This is a genomic window from Aphanothece hegewaldii CCALA 016, from assembly GCF_003007785.1.
In the GTDB taxonomy this organism is placed as follows: Bacteria; Cyanobacteriota; Cyanobacteriia; order Cyanobacteriales; family Microcystaceae; genus Chroococcus; species Chroococcus hegewaldii.
Window position 1 is genome coordinate 38530 of sequence record NZ_PXOH01000006.1, and the last position, 15182, is coordinate 53711.

The window sequence follows — 15182 nt, forward strand, 5'->3', positions numbered from 1 at the left end:
AATATGCTCATTAATGGAGAAACCCTCAAAGCAAGAGAAACCTTAACCGCCGACGTTTGTATTGTTGGTGCTGGTGCGGCTGGTTTAACACTAGCACAAGCTTTTGATGCTGCATCCTTCTCAGTATTATTGCTTGAAAGTGGTAGCTTTCGGACTGACTCAGTAACTCAAACTCTAGCTGATGGAACAACCGAGGGCGAATCATATCCCTTCACAGAAGCACGCGCCCGTTGTTTTGGCGGTTCGACTACGCGCTGGAGTGGTGTTTGCATACCTCTAGATCGATCGGATTTTCAGAGACGAGAATGGATGCCTTACAGTGGTTGGGCTTTTGAGTTATCCCATTTAGAGCCTTACTATCAACAGGCACAAACTATTTTAGGTTTATCAGAGGACATCCCGCAAGCATTGAAAACATCGCCCTTTCACGTTCCACCTCTTGAAACCAAAATTATGCAGTTTAGTCGCCCCCTCGATCTGGGACGCAAATATAAACAACAGATTATACAGTCGCGTAATATAACTTTAGTCACCCATGCAAATGTCTCTCAACTGATACCAGATGCAGAGGGAAAGCGCATCGAACGGTTAAAAGTACAGGGACTTTCTGGAAATAAATTTGAGGTGGAGTCTCGCACAGTTATTTTAGCCACCGGTGGTATTGAAAATGCGCGGTTGTTACTCGCGTCTAATACTCACTATCCCGAAGGTTTGGGCAACAGCTACGATTTAGTAGGGCGTTTTTTTATGGAACACTACTTTAAGGTTGTTGGTATTTTGCCGCTTCATCAACGCCAACAGGATGCAAGATTTTTTACTAATCTTAGTCCTTTGGGTCAAACCTATACTCAAGGTACATTTGGTTTAACAGACGATCTGCGTCATCAGCAACAACTTTTTAATCTGCATATCCGTTTCTATCGCTACAATCTACTTGAAGATACAAAGGCTGTCATTGCCGCTAAACAATTGCAAAAAAGTCTACGTGACGATCGTAATCTTAATCTAATCCCATCACAATTGAAACAATTATTACATGATCACTCTTTCGTATTACCGCGCTATTTTTTCTGGCATTTTTGGAATAAGTTAAATCCTTCAGCTTATTTCGATCATGTGCGATTATTGGCTTCTGTTGAGCAAGAACCTGATCCTAATAATCGGATTACCCTGTCATCAAAACTTGATTATTTGGGGCAACCCCAGGCACATTTAACCTTAAATTTTAGTAAGAAAATGTGGCAAAGTGTCGATCGTTCACTCGAATATATTAATAAAACATTGCTTGAGCGAGGCTTTGAGCGATTACAATACGATGCTGCTCGTCTTAAACATCTTACTCCATATAATAAGATCGGTTTGCATCATATGGGAACTACTCGTATGCACCATGATCCACGTCACGGCGTTGTTGATTCTAACTGTAAAGTTCATAATTTGGCTAATCTATATATTGCTGGAAGTTCTGTATTTCCAACTGGAGGATCGGCTAATCCAACGTTTACGATCGTTGCTTTAGCATTGCGTTTAGCTAATCATATTCACCGTATTTATTCGTGATTTCTTACTTCATACTTGGTCGTAATAACGTAGCAAAAGCCCAGATTTGCTTAAATAAAGTGGGAAATAATTTTGCTAGTGTCAAGCTATAAACAACTATTCCAATCATTGAGCAGATTACTAATCTACCTGAAGGGTTAAGATAATAAGTTAGTATTTTTTGAGTGAATAACAGAGTTAAAACCATAATTGAAGTGCAAATAACAGGGGCGAGGAACTGAGCTAAATAGGTTTTAAATTTAATTGAAATTAATTGACTTAAAAGCCATTGACTAAAGGGAAAAACAAGGTAATCACTAATTACATACGCCACAGCTACCGCCCTTATTCCCCACTGCACCGCAACACCACAAGCTATCAGGTTAAATATAGCATTGATTAAACCCAATTTAAAATTTAATAAAGGTTGACCCAATGCCATAAAAGCCGAGCGTTGATAAAAAGAAATAGAGCGAAGTATTCCCGCAAATGATAAAATTTGCATGATTGGTATAGCATTATGCCATTTTTCACCAAATAAAGTAATGACTAATTCTGGAGCAAGAATAATCACCGCAAAAAATACAGGAAATGCGAATATACTGGTTAATTGAGTAGCACGATAAAAAGCCTCTATAAAGCGTTTAGAATCACTTTGTAAACGGGAAAAAGTCGGTAAAGCAACTTGATTTAGAGTACCAATTAATAATTGTGTCATTACCTGTAAAATACGATGAGCGATCGCATAATATCCTAACGCGACTTCCCCTAAAAAATAACCAATTAATAAATTATCGGTGCGTTGATTAAAAAAATTAACTAATTGAAATCCTAATAAATTTAAACTAAAATTCATTAAATCTGCTAGATGTGACCAAGAAAATTGTAGTTTAGGTCGCCAATCACTCGCATTCCATAATACGAAAACACCCACAATTTCATAAGATAATTGTTGTCCAACTATACTCCAAACCCCATAACCTAAAAACGACATAACAACGCCGATAATTCCACCAATTGTAATTCCTAATAAAGTACGCATTGCAGTTACTTTAAAAGCAAAATTACGTTTTAATAAGGCGATCTGGATTTGAATCAAAGAATTAATAAAAAAAAGAATAGAAAAACATTGAAGAATAGGTGCTAACTGAGATATCTTAAAGTAATTCGCTATTTGATTAGCAGTAAGCCAACTAATAATAGTCAGGATAATTCCGAGAATAATTTGTGTCCAAAAAGCTGTATTAATATGTTGTTCGTCGATATTTTCTCGTTGAATTAATACTTGTGCAAAGCCTTGTTCTAAAAAGATTTGCATAAAGTTAATAAAAACATTTGCCAAAGCGACTAAACCAAAAGCTTCGGGGGTTAATAAACGAGCTAAAATTAAAAATACAATTAATGAGCCAGTTTGACCCCCCCAATTTTGAATAGCTGACCAAAATATCCCTTGAATAGTTTGTTTTTTAAGGCTCATTTTGATAATTTTTTAACTCGAAAAAACGTTTTACCCTGCCCAGAGTTGCTGAGAAAATCTCACCGCCAGACTAGCAAGTAAAAAGCCAAAAAGTATGAGTACTGGATATCCCCAACGCGGATATTGTTCTAGCAATAAACCGAGGGCAATGCTAACCGAAATGATTGCATAAGTATAACGTTCCGCAGAAGTAGCACGACCGCTACTAAAAATAATCCCAAAACTGCAAAAGCCATAAGTAGCGAGTAAATTAAGTTGAGCGCGAAAGTGCCAAATTAAATAAACACCGCCTAAAATTGTTACTGTATTAATTAGAGGACTACCTGCTAAAAGCCACAGGATAATCGCCAAAATGCAATAACCAAACTGAGTTTTATTTTGTCCTAACTTTAAATGCGATCGCCACAGCAAATAAGCCCCTAAGCAAATAAGCAGAACAATAATTATATGCAAAGGATCTACTATCTTACCAGCCTTCCAATTCCGAGAACCTACTAACACTTGCATGAACATTTTTAACCAATCTTGACCCCAAAAATCTTGGGCAGGTTGCCAGGCTTTTTGTGCTTTTAGAAAGGCTAAAGGTTCTCCAAATTTCATACCACAGTATAGGCTATATAGAAATAGTCCCCCTCCAGAACACAAACTGGCAATATAAGCAATAAGCGATCGTTTTTCTCGCCAAGATACAATGAGAAATGTAAACATAATTGCTAAACCCGGAAGACGAGTAGCTGTCGCTAATGCTCCCCAAATTGCTGCCCAAAAATGTTGTTTTTTTTGAAAAGCTCGTAACGCCGCCGTACTGAAAAGTAAAAATAAACCCTCGGTATAAATAACAGTACCAAATAATGAATAAGGACACCAAACTAAAACAGCCGTTGCCCAGCGAGCCGCCTTGATGCTATAAAGTTCTTTAACCCAATTATAAACCAGCAATACTGCGCCCAAAAAGGCTAAATTATTAATCAAAAATCCCGCTATTTCAAACGGTAAACCTAAAAACATTACTGCTTTAATTAATAAAGGAAGTAAAGGGAAAAAAGCCACTAAATATTCATTTCGTGAAAAGTCGTAACTATATCCGTTAATCACAATATTTCGATATAAATCGCTATCCCATGCCGCAAAAGTTCCCCATCCGAAAGTAGGCGCAATTCCTTCGGGTGGTGCAGGTGATACGAGAACACTTATCATCATAGCCAGCACGATTACTAGCCGACTTGACAACCACATTGTTACAGCAAAAGCGTAACCTTCAATTAATGGATTTGTATGTTTATTAATTATCATTATTGTGACTGAGATCTCATTAAATTATAGCTGAACATTTGGCTATAGTCCGATGAGCTTTTGTTGAAAACGAGTCTGTACAAACTCTTGAGAAAGAATTATACAATCTACTTCAGCCCGCAATATTTCTTAAAAAAACAAAATATAGCTTAATTGGATGATCTTAAAGTAACAGTCAATTCATCCTAATCACACCTGTTTTACTTCTCATTAAAATTTGATGACAACAATAATAACTTTTACATTAAGTCTAACTCTTGTGGAAATAACTTATACATGATCTATAACATAGGTCTGCAACAATAAAATCAACTCTTAGATAAAACTATGATATTAAGCAATCTCATGAACAAATTTTCTGTCTTAAACCTCTCTTTTAGTGCATTAGCTTTTGGCTTTGGAATGAATGCTGCGCCTGCTTTTGCCGCCAGTTTCACTGGGTATACTTCTTCCCCGACGGGTCATACCCTTTCTCCTAATGTTGGTGTTGTCAGTGGTGTAACGGATGCGACCAAAGCTGATATACGGCTAGATTCAGTAACAAAAGGTTCCACAACTTATACTAATTTCTTTTACGTTACTGGAGCCACAATTATTACTAATGATAATGCTACTTTAGGTCCAGGAAGCTCCGATCGCGGTGATCAAACAGCACTCGATCCATTTTTGACTCAAGGTCCTGTTGCAGAAACACCTAATGCAAGTCAGGTTGTCCAAAGCTTAGGTAATAATAACTTGAATAGTATCATTGACACAGAAGATAATTTAGGCACTTCCATTTTTGATGTTTATTTTTCTAACCCAACTGACACTTTTGCTTTTTGGGAAAGAGGAAAAAATAGCAGGCTTAAAGTTACAGCGATCGTAGCGGGCTCGGCTGGTAATCTAAATCCCACTTTAGGTGGTTCTTTTACAATTACCCAGAGTCTTTGGGCAAATACTGGTATCATGACAACTTTATCAATTGATACAACAGAAATCGGGGGAGCGCAAGAATTAGGTACTTATGGTCTGACTTATGATAGTGCTATTGTTGGACTTCGTTTAGAAAGTACAGACGGTTTTAATGGCCCTGACTACAAAGTTGTTGGTATCAATGCGGTTCCTGAACCTCTAACAATTTTGGGTGCAGGTACAGCCGTTGCTTTTGGTGGCTTTTTCAAACGTAAACTTGCTAAAAGTAATGAAAATAAGAAAGCTTAATTAACATAGTACTATTTTTCTTTTTTTCATTTCTAGAAGGAGAAAGGCGATGGACGATTATAGAGTCAAAAATCGCTTTTTTTTTGTAAAATCTTTTTCCATTGTTCTTTTCCCCTTCGGATTTTTTCAAAGATCAACTTTTATTACATTTAGGGCATTTGCAAAGTAATTAACTGATTTTCCAGCAAAACGTCACGAAACTGTCCATAATCGGCTAATATAGCGATCATGTGTAAATGTGTATCGGGTTCTATTTGTAAATCTGCCCAAGGTACAGCGATTTCTAAGCATTGATTTAAGGCGACTAACGTCCGACTAGCGCGTGGATGCCACACCTGATAGCCTTGCGCTTCTTCTAGCCAAACCGACTCAGTAACTAAATTAATTCCTAAATGATGATGAAAATAATAATTTAGTGGGGCTTTTTCGGGTAAATCTGATAAAGGTGCGGGGCTATTAGTGCGACAATTTCCGGGATAGTACCACAATAAATGTAACTCTCTGGGTAAATCTTTTCTAGGTTGTACGCCCTTTTTAAAATCTAAACGCAGATAAAAATTGAGGTGATCCCAACCGTAAAACATTCGCTGCACTAAACTCGCTCTGTGCATTGTACCTTTTGCACCACCAATATCATAACGTCCCGCTTTATCCCAGTCTTGTTCGTCGCCAAAACCATCAATAATGGGATGAATATAACTCGATGGACGATGAGCGGGTTTTTTGTAATGATCTTCTAAAGGATGGCGTAAATAGGGCGGTATTGGTTCATTTAATGCCTGATAGATGGCGGCGATATGTTCTCGAAATAGTTGATCAAACATGGCATCTTGGTTAGAAGTATGTCCCTCACCAAACCACCAAAACCAGTCAGAACCCTCGGCTGCATACAAAGCTTCCCAAACTTCGGGGTTATTTTCTTGTGTTGCTTCGGGATGGGTGGCTAAAACTTCTCTTGCGATCGTCAGATAATCCCATGCTTTATTCTTGACAGGATCGCCGATCCATGTATTAAAACTGGCATCGATCCAAGATCCACTATGTAATTGTTTATTAGATAAAGTTTTTGTCGGTGGAAACTGATCGATAAATTCAGAAACGGTAACTAACTTAATATCTTGGTGATGACTCAAACGGCGATAGAGTTCTTCTAAAAAGAATAGACCATCTTTGGGGTAATGTTCCCAGCAGTTTTCGCCATCTAATGCGATCGTTACTAACCAAGGTTCATTTAAGCTTGTTCCTTCCCTTTGACGGTGTAATAGAGAACGATAAATGGCTTCTAAGTGTCCTATTAGATCCATTGCAGCATGATGACTATCCATCGAACCATAGGTAAACCCAATAAGATCCGACAAACGATGATCCCGAAAGACGATCGCTAAATCTCCATTTTGGGTTGAGAGTCGATAAGGACGATAGAGATATTCTGGATCATAAACGTTACCCGTTTCATCTCGATGGAAAAAGTGATTTAAGCTAGATCCTAATACGCCTTCATCAGAACAGATCCAGTTAAAACCCTGTTTAGCAATATAGGGCAAAATTTCGGGGCTAACAGACTGTTCAGATGGCCATAACCCACGTGGGGTACAATCAAAGCGAGAGGTATAAATATCCCAAGCTTTTTGTAAATGAAGAGAAATATCTTGAGGCCATTGAAAGTGTAGCTGAGGTAGAGTCATTTTGGGAATGGCGATTCGTCCCGCATTTGTATCAGCTAATAGGGGTAAAATGGGATGGGTATAGGGACTGGTGGTAATTTCAATCTGTCCGCTTTGTTGCATCTGTTGATGAGTCGGAAGGATGCGGCGTATGATTTGACGCTGTTTGGAGATGATACGCTGGCGATCGCTTAATGTAAAGTCTTTGCCTTTTTGTAACCAAACGGCAATTTCTGGATCGTCCCAAAAAATCGGATCGATCCATGCTAAATTATGCCATGCGAGTAAATCACTGTAATCTTGTTGTGTCCAATTTTCTAAACACCAGGCGACTCCATAATCTTTTCGTTGATCGTAAAGTTGGCTATAACGAGGATGTGGCGCAATAAGTGTATGATGATTTGCATCGAAAAAATGTTCAATAATATAATGTTTCTGCGCGAGATTTAACCGATCTTCTGGTGTTAAAGTCAGTGCCATATAGGGATCAATGGCTGTCCCTTTGGCGTAGTCTTCGAGTTGTAAAATGAGCGAAGGAACGAGATTAATCGTTTGGTGTAGATTTGGATAGCGCTCTTTAATCAGAATTAAATCTAAATAATCTTTTGTTCCGTGTAGTCTAACCCAAGGAAGGCGATATTGTCCTGATGCTGCTGCTTCTCTTGATTTATATAGAGGTTGGTGTTGATGCCAAATAAAAGCCACGTACAAAGGATGAGCCATATGATTCCGTTAAACACAAAAAGCTTAGATTTATCCTACCGCTTATAGGCATTTATCGTATGTAATCTGTTTTCGTTCGTCATTTAACTGGTATAATTCCATACAATATAAAATTTAGGAAAGTTTAGTTTACTTTAATTGATAAATAACTTTAATTAATGTTACCTAAACATTAACCCTCAAACCTGCTCTGTTCCTCATTTTTCGATTTATTCTTAATACCACGTTACGGATGTTTACCAAGAATTTTAATGTTTATTTAAGATTTTTGACATTTTTGGCCAATTGTCTTTCTGATAGATATCTTATAAACAAGCGAACCTCCTAAAAATCTTTAGGACAATTCATCCGTACTAACTTGGTGATGAACATGGTTATCAGTCTGCTTCGTTCCCTCCTATTTTCGACAGTTCTTAGTTTTGTTGTTCCTATTTTTGCAGTTGGTGGCGTTTTTGCCACTTTATGTACTGTAAGTTATGTTCCAGGTATTGCCAGTGTTGGGCAAATCGGTGCATCTTCTATTGTCGGTTTTCTCTCAGTTTTTGGGAGTGGCTATCCTATTCAAGGCATCCTCATTATCGGTGGAACTTTTGCCGTTGCAGGTAGTTTATTCGATTTATTTAATTTTTACGTTAATCAAGGTAGTAGAGGACATTAGAAACGAACTTTTTTTAAAATAGAGAAAATAAAATCTATTCGTTTCGATTATTTATGTCACAGCGCTCGTCGCCCTGGTGGGCTTTTTGGTACTCTAAGGGATCGTATCTTCTAGTCATTCTACTGGTGGCAGTCACGATTATTCTCTCTACACCTCAAATCAGTCAAGGGCGTTCTTGGTTCGATTTATTACGTCAAAGCATCCAAGTTATTCAACTGTCTAACTTATCCGATAATCAAGAAGTTCAATTCGGACAACAAATTAATCAGACACTTCTCAAACAGGGCAAAGTAAAAATTTCTCGAAATGAGGCCATAAATCGTTACATTACGAAAATTGGTCAAAGATTAGCCCAAAGTAGCGATCGTCCTAACATTCCTTATAGGTTTCAAGTCGTTAATAATAACAGTATTAACGCTTTTGCCACAATGGGGGGTTTTGTATATGTGCATACTGGACTAATCAAAAAAGTATCGAATGAAGCAGAATTAGCCAGCGTCATCGCCCATGAAATTGGTCATATTGTGGGCCGACACGCCATCGAAAATATGAAAAAAACAGCCATTACTCAAGGTTTATTAACGGCTGCTGGACTCGATAGCCAATCTTTTGTTCAATTAGGGGTACAACTGGTTTATAACCTGCCTAACAGCCGAAGTGCGGAACTTGAAGCCGATCAAATTGGACTACAAAACTTAGAACAAGCTGGCTATGCACCGATTGGAATGTTAAGCTTTATGGAAAAACTGCTCAAATATAGTAGTGCAGCCCCCGAATTTTTAAGCACTCATCCCGCAACAGGCGATCGTATTGAAGCCTTAAAAGCGTCAATTGATCCAGCAACAGCAAATAAAGGCGATGGACTCAACGAAAAAGCATACTCTACTAAAATTAGAGCTTTATTATAGGTAAAAAAAATGTCTCGGATAGCTGATCTTACATTAACAACCCCAGCATTACTGTTTCCAGCTATCTCGCTTTTATTGCTGGCTTATACCAATCGTTTTTTAGTAATAGCCCAATTAATTAGAGAATTGAATAAACGGTCTAAAGATGTTCAAGCAGACTTAACCCGTAGACAAATTCGCAATCTTAGAATGAGAGTTCAACTCATTAAATGGATGCAGTTTGTTGGCGTTCTTAGTTTTCTCTTATGTACCGTGTCGATGGCTTGTCTTTTTTTTACTTATGAAAAAGCGGGCGAGCTTGCTTTCGGGTTCAGTTTAATGGCAATGGTTACATCTTTAGTACTTTCGTTGTATGAAATTTCCATCTCGGTTAATGCGCTCAATATTGAGTTAGAACATATGGAGCGGTGAACTGTTAGATCAGCAAATTAATCTGGAGAAAAATACAACTTTAATGGCATTATTAAACACTTTAAATACTTGATGGGGAGACGCAAAAAATCACGTCTCTACACCGAATTTTACCTACTGTAGTAGAAAGCAATTTCTTTTTCTTTTAAGGGTGCAAAACCAGCATCAGCCAACATTTGATTTAATTCATCTTGAGGAATATGTTTAGCACCAATGCGAACAATTCGAGAACGCATCGTATTACTGACACCACTACGCTGACGTTGCGCTTCGAGTGACATTACTTTATGATAGAGATCGACTTTAGCGGTGGGAATCGGTGTCCCATCAAAATCCATTCCTTGCGCGATCGCTACATCAACTGCATCTGCACCCGAAGAATCTTTTAAAGTCGTTGTTGCACTAAGAATAGTGGTTGATTGCTCTTGATTCATTTCAACACTTAGAATAAGTAAAGTTGTCTTTTGAATATTTTATCAAGTTCTGTCTTTACATTTTTTTAATCTTTCACTTATGGAATTATGACTCCTTTACCGAATTATCGACCACAACAACTATCACTGGGTCCCTTAGAATCAGAAATTTTGCATATTGTCTGGGAAAAAGGCGAAGTGAGTGTTAAAGATGTTCATGAACAGATTTTATCTGATCCTGATCGAGAATTGGCTTATACTTCAGTAACAACGGTTTTACGTCGTCTGACGAATAAAGGATGGTTAAGCTGTTATAAACAAGGACGGGTTTTCTATTGGGTTCCTTTAGTATCCCGCGAACAAGGCGAAGCGATCAAATCTTATGAACAATTACATCGTTTTCTGTCCATTAGTAATCCTGAAGTTGTGGCCTCATTTGCTGATAGTCTGGATACAGCAAGTGTAGAACAACTCAAAGCGATCGCATCTCGAATTGAATCGGTTCGTCGTCAACGGGAGAACAAATAAGATGCACAGTTTAATGATGCTATTTGCCCTGGCTATTGCTTGTGGGATTAGATTCAGTATACCTCCAACCTCCCAAAAAAATTGGGCTAGATCTTTATTTTTCTTTCTCTTTCCTCCCCTCATTTTATTAATGACATCTCTGGCAGTTCTTTGTATGGGATATCGCGGGGAAATGCTCGGTTTAAAAGCGAGTTGGTTTAGCTATTTCTTTGCCATTATTTTCTTATTTTTTGCGAGTTTTAGACTCATTCAAATGTTTTCTCAAGCCTGGTTAGCGCAACAAGAAATACAGAAATATCCACAAAAATTAGTAGTTGCTCAACTTGCGAGAATTATTGATACAGAATTTCCTTATAGTGCAAGAATTGGCTTTTGGAATTCTGAATTAATCATCACTCAAGGATTAATCGATCTCCTCGAACCCGAACACTTAAACGCCGTATTAGCTCACGAAAAAGCTCATTACAATTATCGTGATACATTTTGGTTTTTCTGGTTAGAGTGGCTACGTTCTATAACTTCTTGGCTACCGAATACAAAAACTTTATGGCAAGAATTATTATTTTTAAGAGAAATTCGCGCTGATCAAAGGGCTTCAAAATCAGTCGATTCTTTACTTCTTGCTGAATCTTTATTACAAGTGGCTCAACAAGTCAATCTGGTTTCACCCTTCAATTTTAGAGAGCGAATTTGTGTTGCTTTTCATGAAGTTTCTGCTCAAAACCGCTTGCTAGAAAGAGTTAATTTGATTTTAGATGAGCCTGAATCTTCATCTTTTGAATTCAGTTGGTATCATTGGACGATTCTTTTATGTTCTCTCATGCCGTTTTTTACTTTACCTTTACACGATTAACATGATTGAACTCGGACAGCAAGCCCCAGATTTTTCGCTTTCTAACCAAGATGGTAAGTTAGTTAGTTTAAATGATTTCTTATCCTCTTGGTTAATTCTTTATTTTTATCCCAAAGATGATACACCAGGTTGTACAACCGAAGCAAAAGACTTTACCGAATTAACACCAGATTTTAACCGACTGGGTGCAAAAATTATCGGAATTAGTCCAGATTCAGAAAAATCTCATTGTCGTTTTATTGAAAAACATAGCCTATCGATTCAATTACTCAGTGATCCTGAGCATAAAATTGCTGAAATTTATGGAGTTTGGGGATTAAAAAAGTTTATGGGCAAAGAATATATGGGGATTATTCGTTCAACTTTTTTGCTCGATCCTAATGGTTGCGTAGCATATATTTGGAAAAATGTCAAGACAAAAGGTCACGCGGCAAATGTTCTAAAAATCTTAAAGGATCAAAATTATAAATAATGGGTAGTTTTGTCTTAATCTGGTGTGGGCAGCTTGTATCGTTAATTGGTTCAGCATTGACGAGTTTTGCTTTGGGAGTATGGCTTTATCAACACACAGGCTCAACGACACTTTTCTCTTTATTTTATCTATTTGTCTCCCTTCCTTTCACTTTAGCTTCGCCCATTGCGGGTGTTTTAGTAGATCGTTGGGATCGTCGTCTGGTTATGATTGTAAGCGATTCGGGCGCGGCTTTGTGTACTGTTGCGATCGCTTTTTTTTTATTAAACAATCATCTTAATATTTGGTTAATTTATCCCCTCACAGCATTAATCTCTATTTTTGGAGCGTTTCAGGTTCCAGCTTACATAGCAGCGACGACGCAATTAGTCCCAAAACAATCGTTAGATCGAGCTAATGGGATGATTGAATTAGCTGATGCTGTTTCTAGTTTAATTGCACCGATTTTAGCGGGATATTTACTTGGAATTATCCAATTATCGGGGATAATTATAATTGATTTTGTGAGCTTTTTTATATCAATTTTAACCTTATCGATGGTTTCTATTCCAAGACTCAAAACTGTCAGCGAAACCAGTTTAGATCAAAATACATTTATTCAAGAAGCCTTAGATGGTTGGAATTATATTGCATCTCGCCCAGGTTTATTAGGTCTATTACTATACATGATGTGCAATAATTTCATCATCGGTCTTGTCTTAATTCTGTTGACTCCCCTTGTTCTTTCTTTTTCGTCTGCAGAAAGTTTAGGAACGATCTCATCAATGGGGGGTATAGGGATGTTGTTAGGAGGAATTTTATTTAGTCTTAAAGGTGGCTCACAACGTCAAATATATGCACTTTTTACCTTTGTTTTTTTAGGCGGATTATCGATCTTAATTGGGGGTTTACGAGCTTCTGTATTATTAATTGGTTTTGCTTCGTTTTTGGGCTTTTTTGGGATTCCCATTATTAATAGTGCATCTCAAGTAATCTTTCAAAAAAAATCGCCTTTACATTTGCAAGGTCGTATCTTTTCTTTTTATCAAATGGGTGAGACCATCGCTTTACCTGTTGCGGCTATTATAGCTGGGCCATTAGCCGATCAAATTTTTGAACCTTTAATGACTCAAGATGGAGTTTTAGCAAATAGCATCGGTCAAATCATTGGTTTAGGGAAAGGTCGCGGCATAGGATTATTATTTATCGTTATGGGTTTATTAATGATGCTAATAACACTTTTAGCCTATTGCTACCGTCCTTTGCGGTTGGTAGAAGATGATTTACCCGATGCTATTAACTAGACGTTTATTCTGATACTTCAGCCGGTGGAAGTGATGGATATTTTTCAGCAAAGTATTTTGTTAAAAAAGTATTAACGGCTGATAAAATCACAGGAGCGAACAGAAAGGCTAATACTCCATGTACCGCAAAACCCGGAACTAAAAATGCAGCCAATGCCAAACAGATACCATTAATAACTAAGGTAAATGCGCCTAAAGTGACTAAGTTTAAAGGAAGAGATAAAACTGAAATTACAGGTTTAACAAAAGCGTTAACCAGTCCAATAACTGCACCTGAAATCAACGCAACGGGAAAACTGGTAATCACTATTCCTTTAAAAAGAATGTCTACTACTAATAGACTGATGGCAGTGACCAATATGGATAAGAAAACTCCAATCATGATTCTACTCCTTTATTCTCTCAGAGTTGTTAATATTCTAGCTCAATTATTTTCTCAGACTCATCTCTCGATAGTAAGAGTGCAATCATTGAAGCTATGTTAAAATCGAATTGACGAAGCCCGCGTGACAGAGATAAAAAGACTACTTAATTGATCTGGTGGGCGACCAAAAAATTTTTAAGGTTAAAAACTTAGGAGGAAAAGATTTATGCTTTTAAAAATCATTATAGCGATCCTATTACCCCCTTTAAGCGTTTTTCTGACGACGGGTATTAGTACTGCTTTTTTAATTAATATTGTCTTGACGTTTATTGGTTGGTTTCCAGGCGTTGTTCATGCTCTTTGGATTATCAATAAACAGTCTGAACAAAGAAATACTTAAACCCATCATCAAATGATTTTCGTTTCTTAGTAAAGAATCTTCCGCTCTATCCCACTATTTCAGCAAATCTGGCTCGTCGGAAGGTTCTTGCTTTTCTACTTCTCCTGGGAGAGCTTTAGGTGTGTTTTTTTCCTGAAAAATTTCGCTGATTGATTTCCACAAATCTTGGAGAATGTGTTTAATTTCTTGTTCTTTTCGAGCAACAGTTGAACCAGCTTTGCTTAATTTATCTTCAAATTCTTTTTGTTTTTGCTGAATTTGAGAATTAAATTGATCAGGGTTTTCTTTAGTTTTTTCGTACCAAATTTTCGCTTCTTCTAAATACTTCTTAACATCGCCACCTTGATCCCCGTATTTTTCAGCAAGATTGGCTTGTAATACAGCGAGTTGAGATTTTAGTTGAGCGTAGCTTTTCTGTAAGATAGCAAGTTCTTCACTATTTTTGAAGTTTTCCACCACAGAATCAATAGTTTTTTTAATTTCTATCGGTTGCTGATTGCTGGTTTGTTGAACTTCGTCTAAAATAACTTCTACTTCTTTTTGAATGGCGATTTCTTCAGCATCAATCTGGGATTCAAGCTGTTTAATTTCGTCTTGGGTTTGAGCGATCGTTTGACGTTTTGATGAGTTGATTCCACGAATAATACCTTCGATAGATGCGGTAATTTCGTCTTTTAGTTCGTTTCCTTTTCCTTTGTAACTATCAATCACAGCAGAAAGTGAATCAGTCACCAGTGTTTTTACTTCGCTTGAACCTTCTTTAACTTCTAATTTCGCTTGTGCAACTGCATTTTGAATAATTTCTCGAATTTTTTCGGTTCGGAGTTTTCCCTCAGCTTTGGCTTTTTCTAAGGCTTCCGTAATTTCTTCTTTAGTAGTATTCGCCATAATTTTTTTATCTCCTACTTCGTCCATTACTTTTTATGGTACTGCAACTGGAATGAGATGAAACGTCGGATAACCGTACCTAAATATCTCATAAACCCAATAGGA

Annotated in this window: 16 protein-coding genes; 10 read left to right on the forward strand and 6 right to left on the reverse strand. The window is 37.4% G+C overall.

The genetic code is table 11. The features are described 5' to 3' along the window. Window positions 1–3: 3 nt before the first annotated feature. On the forward strand, window positions 4–1560 hold the full coding sequence (locus C7H19_RS07445; RefSeq protein WP_106456252.1) for a GMC oxidoreductase: 1557 nt from the start codon (window positions 4–6) through the stop codon (window positions 1558–1560). Between the two features lie 4 nt (window positions 1561–1564). On the opposite strand, the gene C7H19_RS07450 is transcribed toward C7H19_RS07445, so the two are convergent. Together C7H19_RS07450 and C7H19_RS07455 are read right to left on the reverse strand one after the other, a co-directional pair. Continuing rightward, window positions 1565–3016 (reverse strand): lipopolysaccharide biosynthesis protein, encoded by a 1452-nt coding sequence (locus C7H19_RS07450; RefSeq protein ID WP_106456253.1) that lies wholly within the window; start codon window positions 3014–3016, stop codon window positions 1565–1567. A gap of 30 nt (window positions 3017–3046) precedes the next feature. Further along, window positions 3047–4309, reverse strand: coding sequence for a mannosyltransferase family protein (locus C7H19_RS07455; protein ID WP_219907610.1), 1263 nt, complete (start codon window positions 4307–4309; stop codon window positions 3047–3049). 345 nt (window positions 4310–4654) lie between these two features. Here C7H19_RS07455 and C7H19_RS07460 point away from each other — a divergent pair, with 345 nt between their 5' ends. Continuing rightward, a complete protein-coding gene (locus C7H19_RS07460; RefSeq protein WP_106456254.1) occupies window positions 4655–5512 on the forward strand; it encodes an exosortase-dependent surface protein XDP2 in 858 nt (285 codons plus the stop codon). A gap of 149 nt (window positions 5513–5661) precedes the next feature. Here C7H19_RS07460 and C7H19_RS07465 read toward each other — a convergent pair whose 3' ends face one another. Further along, window positions 5662–7899, reverse strand: a complete 2238-nt coding sequence (locus tag C7H19_RS07465; protein WP_106456255.1) for a glycoside hydrolase — start codon at window positions 7897–7899, stop codon at window positions 5662–5664. 364 nt (window positions 7900–8263) lie between these two features. Between C7H19_RS07465 and C7H19_RS07470 the strand changes: the two genes are divergently transcribed. Genes C7H19_RS07470 through C7H19_RS07480 form a run of 3 tightly spaced genes read left to right on the forward strand, consistent with a single transcriptional unit; the run spans window position 8264 to window position 9876 of the window. Next, on the forward strand, window positions 8264–8557 hold the full coding sequence (locus C7H19_RS07470) for a hypothetical protein (protein WP_106456256.1): 294 nt from the start codon (window positions 8264–8266) through the stop codon (window positions 8555–8557). Between the two features lie 53 nt (window positions 8558–8610). Further along, on the forward strand, window positions 8611–9465 hold the full coding sequence (locus C7H19_RS07475; RefSeq protein WP_106456257.1) for a M48 family metallopeptidase: 855 nt from the start codon (window positions 8611–8613) through the stop codon (window positions 9463–9465). 9 nt (window positions 9466–9474) lie between these two features. Continuing rightward, complete coding sequence (locus C7H19_RS07480) at window positions 9475–9876, forward strand: DUF2721 domain-containing protein (protein ID WP_106456258.1); 402 nt, start codon at window positions 9475–9477, stop codon at window positions 9874–9876. Window positions 9877–9986: 110 nt separating this feature from the next. On the opposite strand, the gene C7H19_RS07485 is transcribed toward C7H19_RS07480, so the two are convergent. After that, complete coding sequence (locus C7H19_RS07485; protein ID WP_106456259.1) at window positions 9987–10310, reverse strand: small RNA NsiR4-regulated ssr1528 family protein; 324 nt, start codon at window positions 10308–10310, stop codon at window positions 9987–9989. 87 nt (window positions 10311–10397) lie between these two features. Between C7H19_RS07485 and C7H19_RS07490 the strand changes: the two genes are divergently transcribed. Genes C7H19_RS07490 through C7H19_RS07505 form a run of 4 tightly spaced genes read left to right on the forward strand, consistent with a single transcriptional unit; the run spans window position 10398 to window position 13425 of the window. After that, complete coding sequence (locus tag C7H19_RS07490; protein WP_106456260.1) at window positions 10398–10817, forward strand: BlaI/MecI/CopY family transcriptional regulator; 420 nt, start codon at window positions 10398–10400, stop codon at window positions 10815–10817. A gap of 1 nt (window position 10818) precedes the next feature. Beyond that, a complete protein-coding gene (locus C7H19_RS07495; RefSeq protein ID WP_106456261.1) occupies window positions 10819–11670 on the forward strand; it encodes a M56 family metallopeptidase in 852 nt (283 codons plus the stop codon). Window position 11671: 1 nt separating this feature from the next. Continuing rightward, window positions 11672–12142, forward strand: coding sequence for a thioredoxin-dependent thiol peroxidase (gene bcp, locus C7H19_RS07500; protein WP_106456262.1), 471 nt, complete (start codon window positions 11672–11674; stop codon window positions 12140–12142). Then, on the forward strand, window positions 12142–13425 hold the full coding sequence (locus C7H19_RS07505; RefSeq protein WP_106456263.1) for an MFS transporter: 1284 nt from the start codon (window positions 12142–12144) through the stop codon (window positions 13423–13425). The genes bcp and C7H19_RS07505 overlap by 1 nt, the downstream gene beginning before the upstream one ends. A 4-nt stretch (window positions 13426–13429) precedes the next feature. On the opposite strand, the gene C7H19_RS07510 is transcribed toward C7H19_RS07505, so the two are convergent. Continuing rightward, entirely contained in the window at window positions 13430–13807 is a 378-nt protein-coding gene (locus C7H19_RS07510; RefSeq protein ID WP_106456264.1) for a phage holin family protein, read from the reverse strand. A 208-nt stretch (window positions 13808–14015) separates the two neighbouring features. On the opposite strand from C7H19_RS07510, the gene C7H19_RS07515 reads away from it, so the two are divergent. Next, window positions 14016–14189: a YqaE/Pmp3 family membrane protein gene (locus tag C7H19_RS07515; protein ID WP_106456265.1), complete on the forward strand. Its 174-nt coding sequence runs from the start codon at window positions 14016–14018 to the stop codon at window positions 14187–14189. A 54-nt stretch (window positions 14190–14243) separates the two neighbouring features. Here the strand turns inward: C7H19_RS07515 and C7H19_RS07520 are convergent, their stop codons facing one another. Then, complete coding sequence (locus tag C7H19_RS07520; protein ID WP_106456436.1) at window positions 14244–15077, reverse strand: histidine kinase; 834 nt, start codon at window positions 15075–15077, stop codon at window positions 14244–14246. Window positions 15078–15182 lie beyond the last annotated feature (105 nt).

What these genes read in the sequence shown, in the direction of transcription:
- C7H19_RS07445 (WP_106456252.1), top strand. Translation starts at nt 4, where the DNA reads ATGCTCATTAATGGAGAAACCCTCAAAGCAAGAGAAACCTTAACCGCC.
- C7H19_RS07450 (WP_106456253.1), bottom strand. Translation starts at nt 3,016, where the DNA reads ATGAGCCTTAAAAAACAAACTATTCAAGGGATATTTTGGTCAGCTATT.
- C7H19_RS07455 (WP_219907610.1), bottom strand. Translation starts at nt 4,309, where the DNA reads ATGATAATTAATAAACATACAAATCCATTAATTGAAGGTTACGCTTTT.
- C7H19_RS07460 (WP_106456254.1), top strand. Translation starts at nt 4,655, where the DNA reads ATGAACAAATTTTCTGTCTTAAACCTCTCTTTTAGTGCATTAGCTTTT.
- C7H19_RS07465 (WP_106456255.1), bottom strand. Translation starts at nt 7,899, where the DNA reads ATGGCTCATCCTTTGTACGTGGCTTTTATTTGGCATCAACACCAACCT.
- C7H19_RS07470 (WP_106456256.1), top strand. Translation starts at nt 8,264, where the DNA reads ATGAACATGGTTATCAGTCTGCTTCGTTCCCTCCTATTTTCGACAGTT.
- C7H19_RS07475 (WP_106456257.1), top strand. Translation starts at nt 8,611, where the DNA reads ATGTCACAGCGCTCGTCGCCCTGGTGGGCTTTTTGGTACTCTAAGGGA.
- C7H19_RS07480 (WP_106456258.1), top strand. Translation starts at nt 9,475, where the DNA reads ATGTCTCGGATAGCTGATCTTACATTAACAACCCCAGCATTACTGTTT.
- C7H19_RS07485 (WP_106456259.1), bottom strand. Translation starts at nt 10,310, where the DNA reads ATGAATCAAGAGCAATCAACCACTATTCTTAGTGCAACAACGACTTTA.
- C7H19_RS07490 (WP_106456260.1), top strand. Translation starts at nt 10,398, where the DNA reads ATGACTCCTTTACCGAATTATCGACCACAACAACTATCACTGGGTCCC.
- C7H19_RS07495 (WP_106456261.1), top strand. Translation starts at nt 10,819, where the DNA reads ATGCACAGTTTAATGATGCTATTTGCCCTGGCTATTGCTTGTGGGATT.
- bcp (WP_106456262.1), top strand. Translation starts at nt 11,672, where the DNA reads ATGATTGAACTCGGACAGCAAGCCCCAGATTTTTCGCTTTCTAACCAA.
- C7H19_RS07505 (WP_106456263.1), top strand. Translation starts at nt 12,142, where the DNA reads ATGGGTAGTTTTGTCTTAATCTGGTGTGGGCAGCTTGTATCGTTAATT.
- C7H19_RS07510 (WP_106456264.1), bottom strand. Translation starts at nt 13,807, where the DNA reads ATGATTGGAGTTTTCTTATCCATATTGGTCACTGCCATCAGTCTATTA.
- C7H19_RS07515 (WP_106456265.1), top strand. Translation starts at nt 14,016, where the DNA reads ATGCTTTTAAAAATCATTATAGCGATCCTATTACCCCCTTTAAGCGTT.
- C7H19_RS07520 (WP_106456436.1), bottom strand. Translation starts at nt 15,077, where the DNA reads ATGGCGAATACTACTAAAGAAGAAATTACGGAAGCCTTAGAAAAAGCC.